Annotated in this window: 8 protein-coding genes and 3 pseudogenes; 3 read left to right on the top strand and 8 right to left on the bottom strand. The window is 70.0% G+C overall.

What is annotated here, in order from left to right:
• Positions 1-96 precede the first annotated feature (96 nt).
• The 3 genes from IEZ17_RS45105 to IEZ17_RS43435 form a co-directional block, all read right to left on the bottom strand.
• Positions 97-387, bottom strand: coding sequence for a DUF6886 family protein (locus IEZ17_RS45105; protein ID WP_373300062.1), 291 nt, complete (start codon positions 385-387; stop codon positions 97-99).
• Between the two features lie 304 nt (positions 388-691).
• On the bottom strand, positions 692-1789 hold the full coding sequence (locus IEZ17_RS37710; RefSeq protein WP_189308138.1) for a hypothetical protein: 1098 nt from the start codon (positions 1787-1789) through the stop codon (positions 692-694).
• 504 nt (positions 1790-2293) lie between these two features.
• The gene (locus IEZ17_RS43435) at positions 2294-2695 is read right to left on the bottom strand and encodes a DnaB-like helicase C-terminal domain-containing protein (RefSeq protein WP_373300063.1); all 402 of its coding nucleotides are present in this window, start codon (positions 2693-2695) and stop codon (positions 2294-2296) included.
• A 150-nt stretch (positions 2696-2845) separates the two neighbouring features.
• Here IEZ17_RS43435 and IEZ17_RS45100 point away from each other — a divergent pair.
• Positions 2846-2965, top strand: a pseudogene (locus IEZ17_RS45100) (transposase); the annotation flags it as partial.
• 120 nt (positions 2966-3085) lie between these two features.
• On the opposite strand, the pseudogene IEZ17_RS37700 reads toward IEZ17_RS45100, so the two are convergent.
• The 3 genes and pseudogenes from IEZ17_RS37700 to IEZ17_RS37690 form a co-directional block, all read right to left on the bottom strand.
• Positions 3086-4363: pseudogene (locus IEZ17_RS37700) on the bottom strand (glycoside hydrolase family 27 protein); the annotation flags it as partial.
• A 337-nt stretch (positions 4364-4700) separates the two neighbouring features.
• Positions 4701-5141, bottom strand: a pseudogene (locus IEZ17_RS37695) (IS1380 family transposase); the annotation flags it as partial.
• Positions 5142-5310: 169 nt separating this feature from the next.
• Positions 5311-6000: an Lrp/AsnC family transcriptional regulator gene (locus tag IEZ17_RS37690; protein ID WP_189308135.1), complete on the bottom strand. Its 690-nt coding sequence runs from the start codon at positions 5998-6000 to the stop codon at positions 5311-5313.
• Between the two features lie 112 nt (positions 6001-6112).
• Between IEZ17_RS37690 and IEZ17_RS37685 the strand changes: the two genes are divergently transcribed.
• Positions 6113-6829 (top strand): SDR family NAD(P)-dependent oxidoreductase, encoded by a 717-nt coding sequence (locus IEZ17_RS37685; RefSeq protein ID WP_189308134.1) that lies wholly within the window; start codon positions 6113-6115, stop codon positions 6827-6829.
• Positions 6830-6979: 150 nt separating this feature from the next.
• Positions 6980-8011 (top strand): amidohydrolase family protein, encoded by a 1032-nt coding sequence (locus IEZ17_RS37680; RefSeq protein WP_189308133.1) that lies wholly within the window; start codon positions 6980-6982, stop codon positions 8009-8011.
• A gap of 397 nt (positions 8012-8408) precedes the next feature.
• Here the strand turns inward: IEZ17_RS37680 and IEZ17_RS37675 are convergent, their stop codons facing one another.
• Positions 8409-9662 (bottom strand): FAD-dependent oxidoreductase, encoded by a 1254-nt coding sequence (locus IEZ17_RS37675; RefSeq protein WP_229853022.1) that lies wholly within the window; start codon positions 9660-9662, stop codon positions 8409-8411.
• Between the two features lie 209 nt (positions 9663-9871).
• The gene (locus IEZ17_RS37670) at positions 9872-15685 is read right to left on the bottom strand and encodes a WD40 domain-containing protein (protein WP_189308132.1); all 5814 of its coding nucleotides are present in this window, start codon (positions 15683-15685) and stop codon (positions 9872-9874) included.
• Positions 15686-15892: the final 207 nt, after the last annotated feature.

Here is a 15892-nt window from a genome sequence, read left to right as displayed (position 1 = left end):
CCGCCACCTATCGAGCCATCGCCGGCCTCGTCTCCGACCGCGTAACGACAGTCTGAACAACAGCCCTCGACAAGACCACCACGCCCTCACCCACTATCACGCACCAACTCGTAAGAACCGCTGCACCCCGCGGTACTCGATCGCATGCACGCGCTCCCCGCCGCCGGGGCCGATGATGCGTTCTCGGTCGGACGCCGACGTACTCGGCGCAGCCCACGCCATGGCCCGCGGGCACTGGCGGGGAAACCAGTAGTCCGGCGCCCGACCATCATCGACGGCCCACACGTACTCCTCCGCTTGCCGGGCGGCGACAGCAACATGCGGATGGAACACGGCGATCGTGGGATCTTCCGAGAAGTGCAGTACCTCTCCAAGCCGTGGGCGCATACCCTGGTTCTACCGCGGAGCCACCGCCCATCGTTCTCTGTCCCGCCAGGAGACTGCTCTTCGCAAGCCGCGAGTCGGCCTTGGCTGATGGGGGTCACGGCTCCGGCGAGCGGGCAGCCACCGCGGCGGTCAATGGCCTCCCGCCAGACCACCCACCGCTCACATCAATGCTCATGCCAGTCCACGAGGCTCTCGCATGAACGCAGACCGATTGAGCACCGCAAGGAGACTCTGTAACGCACGGCCCGCTTCGTGCCCGACCGTCGGGCACAAAGCGGCCACTACGTGGGCCACGCGGCCACCTTCAGCGTTCGGGGGCCGCCTTGCGGAGGGCGGTGATGCAGGTGGCGATGGCCTGCTGGAGCTCTTCCAGCCGGTGGACCATGTCGTCCTCGTAGATGTCGTCGGCGTCGTCGAAGGTCAGCTCCTCAAACACCTTCGTCGCCTTCTGAAGACTGCTGTAGAACTTGGTGCGGCGTTCCTGGACGCGCAGTTCGGGGTCGGCCTCGACGGCCTGGACCACGAGGCCCTTGACCGTGTCGTACGCCTCGGTGACCCACTCGCCGGCCTCTTCGTCGTCGTCCAGTTCATCGAGGAGGGACAGGTGCCGCTCGGCCTCCGCACGGAGTTCGACGGGGGCGTCGAGGGTCTGTCCGGCCGGGGTTTTGATCTGGCCGTTCTCCGCGATCTGGCGCACGTATCCGATGCGGTCGGCCGCTCGGCTCTCGGTGGCCACCGCCTTCTTCAGCCCGTCGGTCCGGACAACGTCGCGGGCCAGCTCCGCCTGCAGGGCCGGGTCCTCCTTGAGCCGGTCCAGCAGCGCTGCCCGGGCGGCCTCGGCGGTAGAGGGGTCGGCGAGGATCGCGGCACGCAGCGCGGTGGGGTTCTCCGCGACCTCCAGGGCCTTGGTCGGCCTGATCCCCTCGGCCTCGGCCGCAGCAGTGATCGCGGTACCGCGGACGGACGTGGCGCTGTTGCGGGAGCTGTAGTACGAGAGCCACACATCGGCATCCGGCAGCTCGACGTCCTCACCGGGGGCCAGCGCCTCGAACTGCGGGACGACACCGTCGTCCGCAGCCATGTCCCACGCCTTGTAGAACCGCATCACGCGCTCCGGCGAGCACCCGGCCAGCTCGGCGAACCCCTTCGCGGAGACCTTCGGAGTCTCCCCCGCAGCCTGCCCGCCGGGCCGCACGCTACGCGCGACCTTCAGCGCGAACGCCCAGCCGCCGGTCCGCGCGTAGGCCCCGAACTCGCGGGCATCCCGCACAATCAGGTCGCCTGCAGCACTCGCCACGACCTCATGACCGGACGACGCCCTCTCGTCCCAGAAACTCTCTTCTCCCGACGTCTCGTCGACGGGCGGGACGGCCGGTTCGGACCCAGCGGTCGCTACGGTCACAGGGAACTCCCCAGATCAATGCGGGTTGCACGAGACAGAGCGAGCAGCCTATATGAACCTGTTCACGCGGTTTGCAGGGAGTGTGCTCACAGTAGTGCCCCTCTCGGTGTCGAGTGGTGCGTCCGGCCCGGCGGGCCGGCCGTGGTGCTGTGCGGCGCCGCGCATCCGGGGATCCGTGGTCGCGCCCGGATGCGCGGGGTTCAAAGGGCCCTGACGGGCCGGACTTTGTCGAGGCGGTCCAGGCGCTCGTACAGGGCGCGGACGAGGCGAGCCCTGGCCTGCACGCAGCGCACAGTGCCCTGCAGAGGAACGGACAAGCGGCGGCTGGTCTCGTTGACCGTGGTCGTGCTGGACATGGGCGCCTCGCTGCAGTGTTCGCCAAAGTGGCCGCCGCGGGCCCTGGAGGAGGCGAGGAATCGCGCGAGGCCCTGGCCAGCGCGGGCCGGCAAGGCCGGGAAGGGAGCGCCGTGGCCGCGGCCGACGTTCGTGGGTGCACGCATCAGATCACCGTCTCTCCGGGCTGTGGCGTCGGGCTCTTGACGCTACGGGGGTGGGAGCGAGGTTCCCGCTCCGCATCTTGTGCAGGCCGACCCGGGCCTCGGCAGAGAGCATCCGCATGTCGATCTCGGAGACTCCCATCTCCAGTGAGAAGAACACGCTCGGCAGGCCGTCGCGGATCGAGCACGCACAGGCAACGCCCAGGGCGAGCGTCGACTCCCCGATAACCGGTCGAGCCCCGATCACGATGAGCTGGCCGGGCTGCAGGCCCTGGGTCAGGATGTCGAGGTCGGTGAAGCCGGTGCTCACGCCCGTCAGTTGGCCGTTGCGGTTCTCGATGGCCTGCGGTTCGTCGATGGTGGCGGCCAGGCCTGAGCCGGCCCCAGTGATAGGGGCGTGCGGGAGCATTCGGGTTTGTTCCGGATTGAGTTGGCCCCACTCGGCACGGTGGGCTGGGACCCTCGGTGCAGATCGCCGTGAGGGGGCGATGGCGGTGGTGTCCTCGAAAGAAGAGCTGTTTCTACAGATCCGCCGGGACTCGTGGCGGGAAGGTTTGTCGGCGAGATGACCGATCACCTCGGCTATGACAAGCACCATCCGGCCGGGAAGAACGGCGGCGACTCGCGCAACGGCAAGCGGTCCAAGACGGTCCTGGCGAACGTCGGCCCGGTCGAGGTGGGCGGGGACAAGCCCCTCCCCGAACTGCCCGTCTGCTGGGCACGGTTGCCCATAGCCCGGTGCCGGGCAGGCCCGAACACCCGCCCGGCACTCCGGTCTGGCTCAGCTGCCGCCCTTAAGAGCGGTGACGCGGTAGACGGCGGTGCCATGAGCGGGCACGGTCGCGGATATGGTGCCGGTGGTGTGCGTGTCGTGGTGCTGCCACAGGTCCCGCAGCCGGTAGTCGTCGGCCTGCGGGAGGCCCGCGTCCTGGGCGGTGGTGGAGATCTGCTGCGGCTCGTCGGTCTCGTTGAACAGCGCCACCGCCCGGGCGCCGTCGGCCAGTTGCTTGACCAGCGTCCAGCGGCCGGACTCGAACTTGAGAACGGTGGCCTGCTTGCCCAGGGGGTCCTGGTCGAGCGCGATGACGTCGTTGTTGGCCAGGATCTCGAAAGTTTCCGGGGTGGCCTTGCGCAGATCGGAACCGATCAGCAGCGGCGCGGACATCATCGACCACAGGGAGAAGTGACTACGGTACTCGGTGTCGGTCATCCCGCCGTTGCCGACCTCCAGCATGTCCGGGTCATTCCAGTGCCCAGGGCCGGCGTACTGCGCCAGCGGCAGGTTCTGCTTGACGGTATCGAGCATGCTCGACCAGGAGTCACTGATGTCCCCGGTGGTACGCCAGAGATGTCCTGCGTCCGACGCCCACTCCCAGGGTTTGTTCTCGCCCCATTCGCAGATGCTGTAGACGATTGGCCGCCCGGTGGCCTTCAGGGCGTCCCGCATGGCGCGGTACCGCTGCTTGGCGTCCACGCCCTGGTTATTGCAGTTGTCGTACTTGAGGTAGTCCACGCCCCAGTCGGCGAACTGCCTGGCGTCGGACCGCTCATGGCCGAGACCGCCGGGGAAGCCGTCCGTGTCGCAGGTCTTGGTGCCGGCGCTGGTGTAGATGCCGAATTTCAAGCCCCTGGCGTGCACATAGTCGGCGACCGCCTTGATGCCGTGCGGGAAGCGCCGCGGATCCGGTACGAGCTTGCCGTTCCCGTCGCGTTCGGGCCGCGCCCAGCAGTCGTCGAGATTGACGTACCGGTAGCCGGCGTCCTTGAGTCCCTTGGACAGGAACAGATCGGCGATGCCCTTGACCATGTCCTCGTTGAACTCCGCCCGGCAGTGCGTGGAGTTCCAGTTGTTGAAGCCCATCGGCGGCGTCTTGGCGAGCCCGTCGGGGAGCCAGGGTGCGCGGCCAGCGTCCACGGTGCCGCTGGTGGGAACGGGGCCGGCGGCGCCCGGGACGTGCGGCGTGCTCGCCAAGGCGGGCAGGGCGGTCACCCCAGCCGTACACAACAGCGCGGCGAACAGCGCTCCGACGATTCTTGGGTGGTTCCGCCGGCGGATGGTGTGTATGTGAACGCGCATGGTTCGCGTCCTCCGTCTTCGTGAGAGGGGGGTGGGGACGTGCACCTGTCACTGATGGGTGCTTACGGTAGAACTTGTTGAAGTCTGTTGGAAGGGGGTGCGGCGCGGTTCTTTCCCTCCCGTCAAACCGCTGGGCATACCGGGCTGTTCAGGATGCGGCACGCTAGAGGTGTTCGGTCCTGTCAGCTTTCGCGACTGAGGACAGCGGGGCAAGGACGGGGCATCGTCCCGTCAACCCACGGCGGCTCAACTGCGTACCGGGTAGCGGCAGGATGCCGACTCGATGACGGTGCACGACTCCCATAGGGCCGCCATCGCGATCCGGACCGCCTTTCACATGCGCGACGACGAGTACCCCGTCGCCGAGGTCTACGGCCACCTGACCTTCGGCATCGGGCGCTGGGACGTCGGCCAACTTCCAGATGCGCTCGCGGGCTTCAGCGCAGACGGTGCGGAACGCGGTGAGATCGCGCTTGCCGCCCGCTGCGAGGGTGTCGGTGAGCCGGGAGACGGTCGGGTGCGAGGCCACCGGGCCGAATAGCAGCATGTCCACATCGGCCGGACGGTCCCCGTCGAGGGCGTCGTCCAGCAGGGTCTTCCTGGATCGTGGACGGCTCGATCGAGGCTTGCGCCACGGTGCCAGCGCAGCCGATATCGCCTGGTCCGGACCCGACTTGCGGACCATCTCGGTCGACAGCACGGCTCCGGCCTGGGAGATCACCCCACGACCGCCGCCCTCGACGCGGACACATGGGGAGGACCCGAAACGCTTCTTCACCGGGGAAGTGCTTCTCTCCCGCAGCCAACAGGACCCTCAGCAAGTCCTACCGTTGCAGGTCAGGAGCACCTCTCGCGTTTTTGATCAAGCCTCGGACAGTCCACCCCCGTGAAAGCGCGAGGCTACGCCCACATCAACCCGGGTCGCCGTCCCCATGCACATCCAGTTGTTACCCAGGTCCCTCGCGTCCCGCGCCCCGTCCTTCGTCAAGCTGAAGAGGCGTACGGGCGTCTCCGGTCACGCTCGATCGAGTATGTGGTGGCTCGACGAGGCGATCGCCAGACAGCAGCGTGCCGGCCTGTTTGACGTGCTGCAGTACAGGTGAGACCTCCATACTCTGCAGGCCGGCCAAGGACCCGATGCGATCCGAAGTGAATTCGAACAGCTCGTCGAGGTCTCGGCAGTGTGCGACCGCGTGGATGTTGCAGGGCCCGGAAACGGCCGCGGCGAAGGCGATCTCGGGTTCCTGCGCAAGCGTGCGTCCGACATTCTTCACCGCCGACGGATGCACGCGCAGCCACGGGTTCGCCCGAGCGTGATAGCCCAGAGCGGCTGCGGCGATCTCGACGTCGATGTGGACGACGCGGCGCAGGAGCAAGGCGTCAAGGCGGCGGGAAACACGCCCCGGAGTGGAGTCCGCCGCTGCGGCGAGGTCGACGGGACCGGCGCGACCGTCCGCAGCGAGAGCGTCGAGCATCTTCTCGTCCTCAGCGGTGAGGTGCACGGGATCGCGAGTGACGACCGGGGATTCAGTGAAAGGGCAACCGTCGCTCCCGAGCATGGCTTCCTGCTCCTGGGACAGCACGCCTTGCAGGGCGGCCCAATAGTGGCCGCGGCCTCCCATGAACTGACACAGCATGGCGAAGGCATTCGCAGCATCACCGACCGACGCCGCCCCGGGGTCTCGGTGACGGACGCGCGAAGTGAACTCACCACGTAAAGAATCACGTAACGAACGGAGATGACGCCGGATGTCATCGACTGTCACAGGCCAGCACACGCCAACCGCTCTCATCATCGGGGCCTCACGTGGCCTCGGCCACGCGATGGCGGCCGAATTCCTCGGCAGGGGTTGGAACGTTATCGGCACGGTCCGCGACGCCAGCGCCCGAACGCCCCTGCACGATCTCGCAGACCGAGCCGACGGGCGCGTCACCATCGAGCATCTCGACATCGACGAGCCCAACCACCTGGCGCCCCTGCACGAGCGTCTCGCGCAACGCCAGCTCGACCTGCTCTTCGTCAACGCAGGCACCACGAACAATGAGCAGACACCGATCGGCGCCGTTCCGACAGCCGATTTCGTCGAGGTGATGATCACCAACGCTCTCAGCCCCATGCGCGTCATCGAAGCGCTCGAAGACCTCGTATCCCCCACCGGACTCATCGGAGCCATGTCGTCCGGGCAAGGCAGCATCACGAACAACACGACCGCAGGCCGCGAGGTCTACCGCGGAAGCAAAGCGGCCCTGAACATGTTCATGCGCAGCTTCGCGAGCCGGCAGGCCGAGACACAGCGCGCCTTCGTACTAATGGCACCAGGCTGGATTCGCACCGCACTCGGGGGGCCGGACGCACCGTTCACCATCGAGGAAAGCGTCCCACTGTTGGTCGACGTCCTGCTGTCCAAGCTGGGCATGCCCGGTCTGGCGTATCTGGACCGCTCGGGCCAGACCGTGCCTTGGTAAGCCCTGCCAACCGACCATTGGGGACGGCCTGACGACCATCGGCGGCCGTCGGCGGCCCTATCACTCGAAATGCCCCGCCCCTCCTCGCTACTCGTCACCTCATCTCGCCTGACGTGACCGGTTCCGCAGAAGCCCGCAAGGATGAGGACCATGCCTCTCATCGCTATCGAAGAACACTGGATCATGCCGGACTCGACGTCCGCCCTTCTCGACGAAAGCCTTGTCTTCAACGAGATGGGCGACCATCAGGAACGTTTGGAGGACCTGGGGGCCGGCCGCATCGCAGTCATGGACGCTCAGGGCATCGACATGTCGATCCTCGCCCTGACGCCGCCGGGAGCTCAGCAGCTGCTGCCCAAGGAGGGCCGGGCGCTGAGCCGCGCCGCGAACGACGTGGCCGCGGCGGCCGTCGCCCGGAATCCGGACCGTTTTCGATCGTTGTCCACGCTGCCCATGTCGTCGCCAAAGGACGTTGCGGGCGAGCTTGAAAGAGCCGCGGCCATGGGACACGTGGGCACCATGGTCTACGGCCGATCAGGAGACCTGTTCCTCGACGACCTCGCCTATGACGACTTCTTCTCCGCCGCGTCGGAACTCGGCCAGCCAGTGTTCATCCACCCTCAACTGCCCTCGACTGCAGTCCGGGACGCCTCCTATCGCGGATTCGACCCCATGACGGATCTCGCCCTCGCCACTTTCGGGTGGGGGTGGCACATGGACGCCGGAACAGCGGCACTGCGGCTGATCCTGCGAGGTACGTTCGACCGTCACCCCGACCTTCAGGTCGTGCTCGGCCACTGGGGGGAGATGCTGCTGTTCTGGCTGGACCGAGCCGACAGCCTTTCCCGCATCGCCGGCTTGCAGCGATCAGTAGCGGACTGCATCCGGTCGAATTTCCATATCACCACCTCCGGCATGCTCAACCCGGCACACCTGCAACATGCCCTGTCCGTCACCTCCGTCGATCGATTGATTTTCTCAACCGACTACCCCTTCCAACGGCCAACCAGAGAAGAAATCGATTCCTTCCTGAACCACTTCGCATCAGACGCGGAACGTCAACAGTTCTCCTCGGCCAACGCGGCATCCTTGTACGGCATCGACCTCAAGACCTCGATCTCGCTTGAGGACGCCGCAGAAGGAGGTGCAGGGGCGTCGCCAACTTCTTCGCGGAAGCCGTAGTACGAGCTCTGTCGGGTCAGCAGTCCTGATTTTCGGGAGCCCGTAGCTTGGCGCTTTGCAACACCGATGAATTCCCCGCGCGAATCAGGCGACGGGCGCTCGTGCGGGCCCCGGACAGGTCGTCCAGAGCTTCTTGGAGCCGGCTGGTCAACTCCGCCACGCGGCCACGGGCCTGCTCCAGCTCGAAGCCCTCCGTGCGTGTTCATCGCCCTCGCACTGAGGAGGGCGAAGTGATGCAGCACGGATCGTGAAGTCCGGGGGACCTGTCCCTGGTCCGCGCACTGGTGGGACAGAGGTGTGGATGCGGCAGCCGTATGGGACGGGCGGTCGTAGGGCGTTCTGTTCGCCCGCCGAGTCCGCGGTGGCGGGCCGGGAACGGATCTGAGCCCGGCACCGTTCATACGTCGGCGTGCGGGTGGGTGCCGAGCCGTGCGGCGCCTACCGTTGAGGGGAGGGCAGCGGGTCCTGGCCGACCAGGCGGTGGCCGCGGTCGGCCGATTCGCGCACGGCGGCGAAGGCAGTCGATCATCTCGCTCTCGTACGCGCGCAGGGCGGTGATGAGTGGTGCTCCGCATGCGGCCTGGACGAGGCGGGAGGTCAGGACGCGGGCGTCACGCAGTGCGGTGTTCGCGCCGACTCCGATCGCGGGGCTCATGACGTGGACGGCGTCGCCAAGCAGCGTGACCGCAGAGGTCTCCCATACTCCGACGGGCACGCTGGTGCGGACAGCGACGGGGAAGATCGAGGCGGGTTCCTGACGGGACACGATCTCCATCAGCAGGGGGTGCCAACCCTCCAGCAGGGACAGGGTCAGAGCCTGTAGTTCGGTGCCGCTCTTGGTGAACAACTTGTCGACTGTGCAGGGGAGCGGCTCCCGGCGGGCGCCGAAGACGCACGCAAGGCAGTCGGTGTCCTTGGTGAGCACGAGGTCCGGGGCCAGCCGGGCCGTCAACCGGCGCATGGGCTCGCGGTACCGCACCGGGGCAAGTCCTACGAAGCGTCGTGACAGGCCGGCGATGGTGGTCCACAGGCCGAGCAGCTCGGACGGGAACCGGTCTCGCGCCGTGCCGCCGGCGAGCGGGACCTTGCCGCACAGCAGCCGCAGGCCGGCGTCGATGACCTGGGCCTGGGGCAGATACTGCTTGCGGGTCGCCGAGTTGACCCCGTCGGCACCGACCAGGACGTCACCGGTGGCGCTGGTGCCGTCCGCGGAGTGCGCCGTCACCGTGCCCGACCGGTTGATCTCGTAGCGGGTGAGCCGGCAGCCGCAGCGCACGCCCTTCTCCAAGTCGGACAGCAGAATCTGGCGTAGCGTCATGCGATTGACCGCCAGGTGCCCGCCGCCGGGCAGGCCCGGGACGAGCGGGAGCTCCTGCGCGTGAAGAAGGCCCAGTTGGTGATCGAAGACGTCTGTCCGCGCCCCGGGGGTTCCGGCGGTGGCGACGAACACCTCGTACGCCTGTGGCGTCAGCACCGCCTTGAGTGCGGTGATGCCGTCGGAATTGATCCGGATGCGGTAGCCCTGGTTGCGGAATCCGGGAGTGGGGTCCTTCTCGTGGACGGCGACACCGATCCCCGCCCGGCGGAGCCCCTGCGCGAGGGCCAGGCCGCCCGGCCCGCCCCCGGCGATGATGACATGCAGATCCGACACGGCCGTGTCCCTTCTCGACGTGAAACGAAAAGGGATGCACCGCGGGCGGCGTAACGCAGCACTGTCCAGTCCTGCTCATCGGGGCCGGCAGACCGTACGGCGCCACGGGCGGCAGAGGGCCGGGGGCGGGGGCCGAGATGTCCGCGGGGCCGGACGCCCCGTGCGTCCGGCCCACCGGGGCGGCGCGGTCACGTACCGCCCCGGCAGCGTCACAACTCCGCGTCGAGCGGGAGCCGGTGGACGCCCGGAAGGTACTCGTCCAGTTCGCCGGGGGCGAAGCGGACCATGCCGACCACGTGCCAGAACTCGCCGGCCACCTCGCCCTCATACTTGTAGCCGCCCTCGGGGGTCAGCGCCGCCCAGCCGCCGGGGACGCCGATGAGCGTGGCGTGCGGGGTGGGTGCGCCGTCCGGTGCGGGGACGTTCCACAGGCGGACCGTGCCGTCCTCGCTGCCGCTGGCCAGGCGGGTGCCGTCGGGGCTGAAGGCGAGGGAGAAGACACGCCCGGTGTGGCCGGTGAGGCGGGCGGTGCGGGTGCCGGTGCGGACGTCCCAGAGGCAGATGACGCGGTCGTCGCCAGCGGTGGCGAGCAGCGGCAGCCGAGGGTGGGCAACGGCCGCCCAGAGCCGTCCGTGGTGTCCGGCCAGGACGTGGCGGGGGGCACCGTCGCGCCAGATGACGGCGGTGCCGTCCCAGGAGGCGCTTGCCAGCCAGTCGCCGTCAGGGCCGAAGGCAACGGCGTAGACACGGTCGCTATGGCCATCGAGTTCGGCCGTCAGGCGGGCGCTCTCCTGGTGCCAGAGGCGGACCCGGCCGTCGTCGCAGCCGGTGGCGAGGGCGGTGCCGTCGCTGCGGAAGGCGATGGACCGCACCCGGCCCCGGTGGTCGGAGAGGGTGGCGACATGGGCGCCGGTGGCGCGCCACCACAGGCGGACGGAGTCGTCGTCGTTGGCGGTGGCGAGCAGCGTGCCGTCGGCGCTGAACGCCTCGGCCCAGGTGTGGTCGGTCTCCACGTCGATCTCGCGGAGGTACTCGCCGGTCACGGCGTTCCACAGGTAGACGTCGCCGTCGTTGCTGGCGGTGCCGAGGATCGGGGCGGCGGGGCTGAAGACCGCGGAGACCAACCGGTCGCCGCGGCCGATGAGTTCGGCGGTGCGGCGGCCGGTGCGGGCGTCCCAGAGGCGGATGATCCCGTCGTTGCCGCTGGTGGCGAGGCGGGTGCCGTCGGCGCTGAAGGCGACCGTGTTGACCCGGCGGCCGTGGCCGCGCAGGATGCGCTGGCCCTGTCCGGTGTCGGCGTTCCAGATCTGGGCGCCGCCGTCGTTGCCGACGGTGACGAGCTGGCTGTCGTGCGGGCGGAAGCGGCAGGCCCAGGCGGAGCCGCGGTGCTCGACGGGCTGCTGGCGCAGCAGGCTGATGGCGCGGTGGCCGCCGGCGAGGGCGACGCGCCACAGGCGGACGGTGCCGTCGCTGTCGCAGGCGGCGAGGAGCCGTCCGCCGTTGCCGAAGACCACCTGGTAGACGGCGCCGGTGCACCGCTCCAGGGCTCCGGCGGGGGCGCCGACGACCGGGTCCCACAGCCGGACCTGGCCGTCGGTGTCGCCGCTGACGAGGAGGGTGCCCTCGGGGTGGAAGTCGAGGGTGTAGACGCGGCCGGTGTGGCCGGTGAAGGTGTGGAGCAGGCGGCGGTCGGCGAGATGCCAGACGCGGACCGTGCCGTGGCCGTCGGCACCGTGGTCGCCTGTGGCCAGGAGGGTGCCGTCGGGGCTGAACCGGGCGCGGAACACGGCGCGTTCGTGGCCGTCGAGGCTGCCGGTGCACTCTCCCGTACGGGTGTCCCAGATGCGGAGGTTGGCGGCGGCGTCGCCGGTGACAAGAGTGTGTCCGTCGGCGCTGAACACCGCGGTGTAGACGGGGGCGGTGTGTCCGGGGAGCTGGTGCTGCGGTTCGCCGGTGGCGGCGTCCCAGAGGGTGACCAGGCCATCGGCGTCGCCGGTGGCGACGAGGGTCCCGGTGTCGTCGAGGGACACCGGCCAGACGCCGCCGGGGTGGATGTCCAGGCGGTGCAGCTGGCGTCCGGAGACCGGGTCCCACAGGCGTACAGTGCCGTCGGCGCCGCCGGTGGCAAGGACCCGGGAGCGGAACTTCACGGCGTAGACGCGGCCTTCGTGGCCGTGCAGGGTGCGCAGCGCGCGGCCGGTGTCGGCGGCGCAGACCAGCACGCCGCCGTCCTCGCTGCCCACGGCGAGGAGTTCGCCCTCGGGGCTGTACGAGAGGGGTTCGGGCAGCCGGCTGGTGCGCATGTCGAAGCCGTAGGGGACGCCGACGGCGGCGGGGCGGAAGCCGACCTCGACCGGCATGCCTGGGGCGAGGGCGGCGGTACGCAGTTCGGGGGCGGCGCGGACCTGCGGGTCGGTGAGCGGGTCGATGAGTGCGGCGCGGTGCCAGCGGCTGCGGGTCAGGCGGGCGCCTCGCAGGTCGGCGCGGGTGAGGCGGGCGCCGCGGAGGTCGGCGCCGGTGACGTCGGCGCCGGAGAGGTCGGCGTGGTCGAGGCGGGCGCCGTTGAGGCGGGCGTCGCGCAGCACGGCGCCGGAGAGGTTGGCGCCGATGAGGCGAGTGTCGGTGAGGTCGGCGCCGGTGAGGTCGACGCCGGAGAAGTCGCGGCCGGAGAGGTCCTCGCCGGAGAGGCGGGCGGCGCGCAGGTCGGCGCCGGCGGGGACGCGGAGCCGGTCGATGACGCGGACGGCGTTGGCGCGGGCCGCGTCGTTGACGCCGGGCCCGGGGGCGTTGAGGACGGTGCGGACCCAGGCGGTGCTGAGGTCGTGGTCGGCGAGGTCGCAGAAGAACTCGACGGCGAGGGCGCTCAGCGGGCGGGCGGCGAGCAGGGTACTGTCGCCGTCGGCGAGGCGGTCGGCGGCCTCGCGGGCGATGAGCCATTCGACGACGGAGCCGTGGATGAACTGGAACAGGCCGTCGTCGGTGCGGATCAGCAGGCTTCCGGCGCCGACGGCCTGGGCGCTCTCCTGGGTGGTGAGGGTGGTGCCGGCGAGCCCGGCGAGGGCGGCGGCGACGGTGTCGGTCAGTTCGTCGAGGTGCAGCGCGCTGCGGCCGGTCTCCCACAGGCGGCGGGCGAGGGCGGTGACGGCGGCCCAGAGGTGGTCGAGGGTGAGGCCGGGGGCGGCACCGGGGCCGCCCTGGCCGCGGCGTTCCTCGTGGGCGAGCCAGGTGGTGAAGACGTCCTCGTAGAGCCGGGCGGGGCTCAGGGCGCGCCCGGCGCCCGCGACGGCGCGCAACTGGTCGGGGTCGAGGTCGGCGACGAAGCTGAGCAGTCGAGGGTTGGCGCACAGGGCGAGCAGGTCGGGGATGTTGCCGAGGAGTTCGAAGCGGCGGTCGGCGGTCGCCTCGTCGCCGTAGCGGTTGACGAGGTAGGCGCGGATCTGTTCGGGGACGAAGCCCTCGACGGCGAGGATGCGGCGCTGCGGGAGCAGGCCGACGCGTTCGCCGAGGGCGGTGAGGATCTGGTCCTGCGACTTGAAGTGCTGGGTGCGGCTGCTGACCACGATCTTGGCGTTGTCGACGGCGGCATTGAGGAGGACCTGGAGGTGGTCGGCGGCGCGGTCGTAGCTGACGCGGTTGACGAGTTCGTCGAAGCCGTCGAAGAGGAGGACGACGCGGCCCTGACCGAGCATGTAGCGCAGGGCGCGCAGGTCGATGGTGTCGACGTCGTGGCCGGCGAGGTGGGCGGCGACGAGCCCTTCGAGGCTGTGGGCGCGGTCGAGGGTGTGCAGCGGGATGAGCAGCGGGGTGAGGTGCGGGAGGCGTTCGGGGATGCGGCGGGCCAGCTCGCGCAGGGCGAAGGTCTTGCCGTGTCCGAAGTCGCCGAGGAGCAGCATGAAGCGGCCGTGGTCGGTCTCCAGGAGCTGGAGCATGGCCTCGACGAGGTGGTCGCGCTCGTCGGCGTCGGGGCGTTCGGCATCGCGGTAGCGCTGCGGGAGGTAGAGGTCGGGGGCGTAGCGGTCGTCGTTGCTGAGCCGGGCGGTCTGGGCGGTGACGTAGGCGCGCAGATCGAGGAGGCCCTGGAACTCCAGGAAGCTGCGGACGCGGACGCCGCGGCGCCCTGCGCGTTCGCGCAGGGACTGCTCGGGGGGCGGCCCGTCGTGGACCAGCTCGGCGTCGGAACCGGTGTCGGTGGCGTGGGCTTGGGCGAGGAAGCGGTCGAGTTCGGCGTCGGTGGGGGTGCCGGGGTGGACGGCGATGCGCTGCTGGCGTACGACGCCGTCATCGCTCCAGGTGACCATGATCTGGGCGAGGTCGTCGGGGGCCGCGCGGGGGACGTCGCGGAGGCGGACGCTTTGCTGGCGGGCGCGGCAGACCTCCTTGACGCGTTCGGCCAGGGAGTCGGCGGGCTCGTCGACAGTGCGGTTGTCGGAGGTCGGGACGGCGGCGGGCGGGGCCGCGGGCTCGCCGGGCGGGGTGAAGATCCGTCCGGCGTCGTGCCAGGTGACGGGGAAGACGGCCGGTTCCGTGCCGCCGTCGTCGGTCCAGCGGGTGACGCCGTCGGCGGTGATGCGCAGCAGCTCGAACCTGGCCGGGGCGGCCGAACCGTACAGCGGCAGGCTGCCGTTCTGGAGCGGGAGGTGGTCGTCGGACGGCTCACCGCCGGTGGTGCGGGGGCCGCCGCTGGGGCCGTGCAGGACGAAGTGGAGGCGGGGCGCGGCAAGGCGGGTGAAGGTGTCTACGTCGCGGAGCGTGCCGGGGCCGCCGGAGGCGTCCTGGGGGCGGCGGCGGGCGGTGAGTGGGTGGCGGAGCGCGCCGATGCGCAGCCAGCCCTCCTCCTCGTAGCCGCGTAGCGCCTCGGCGAACCAGGCGGCCTGGTCGCGGCCGAGGAAGCCGTACTGGTCGTCGGGGCGGTGGCTGGCGGCGATGGAGGAGTTGAACCCGGCGACGACGGTGTGGAGTTCGGGCACCGGGAAGAGGGTCCAGGGCTGGTCGCTGTCGAAGACGGTGTCGAGGCCCTCGTAGAGGCCGCGGAAGAGGCGGGTGTAGTGGCGCCACTTGGGCCAGTACGGGGGCTGCGGCGGGATCTCGTCGGCTTCGCAGGTGTGGAAGTATCCGCGGCAGGCGGCCTGGCTGACGTCCTGGTTTCCGGGGACGACGACGACGCGCTGCGGCGGCAGGTCGAGTTGGGAGCGCAGCCCGGTGAGGAAACTGAGGGCCTGGTCGCATTCGCGGGGGCTGCCGGAGGCGGTGAGGTCGCCGGTGACGACGAGGAGGTCGGGCGCCGGGGCGCCGGCGTCCTTGAGCTCGACGAGGTCGCCGCGGATCTCCCGGCGCAGCGCGTCCGGTTCGCGGCCTCGGCCGAAGTCGGGTCCGGCGAGGTGCAGGACCGTCAGGGTGCCCTGGTCGCGGGCCGCGCCGGGGGCCTGCGGGTACTGGGGTGCGCGGGCGGGGCGGCGGCGTCCGGACCATCCGGTGCGGCCGAGCGGACGCTGCCGGTCGTCGGCGGTGGTGGCGGGTCCGGGCAGCTGGGAGGAGCCGCTGGCGGTGCCAGGGTAGCCGGGGCGGCGACCGGGGCGGGCGCGGCCCTCGACGGCCTGGCCGACGCGGGTGAGCAGCATACTGCGGGCGGTTGAGGCGTCGGCGACGCCGACGAGGTCGATGTAGGTGATGGTGGCGAGGAGGCCCTCGATGGGGATGTCCTCGACGCGGATGGTGAGCAGCTTGCGCTCGGGTGCCTCCGGTTCGGCGCGCAGCGCGGCCTGCCATTCCATGCGGCCGTAGGTGGAGCGGCCGTAGTGGCCGGAGAGGACGGCGATGACGGCGACGGATTCGCTGACGCCGCGGTCCATGAAGTCGATGAAGTTGGTGCCGGCGACGAAGTCCCACGCCTGGATGACGGTGCGGTACCCGGCTTCCTCCAGGGTCCACGCGATCCAGGACGCCCATTGTTCGTCGGCGGGCGAGTAGCTGATGAAGAAGTCCAAGTCCCGTGCCCGGCCGATCAGTTCCCCGTCAGTCACCATGCCGTCATCGTAGGAGGTCGTGGGGTGGTGGGGCAGGCGGTTGCAAGGATCACGCGGGAATGCCCGACAACGGGTGCCAGAGACGCGGGAGTTGGTATGCGCATGGGCAGACCGGCGTTTTCACGGGCAGAGATTGCCGAGCGCCGGAGTCCGCCGCCGCCTCCGATCTCCCCCTCTCCCCCGCCCCGTCCAGCCGCGTGTGCGACG

The organism is Streptomyces albospinus, assembly GCF_014648695.1.
Classification (GTDB): domain Bacteria; phylum Actinomycetota; class Actinomycetes; order Streptomycetales; family Streptomycetaceae; genus Streptomyces; species Streptomyces albospinus.
Note: the sequence above shows the minus strand (reverse complement) of the source record. Positions and strands in the feature narration are given on the sequence as shown.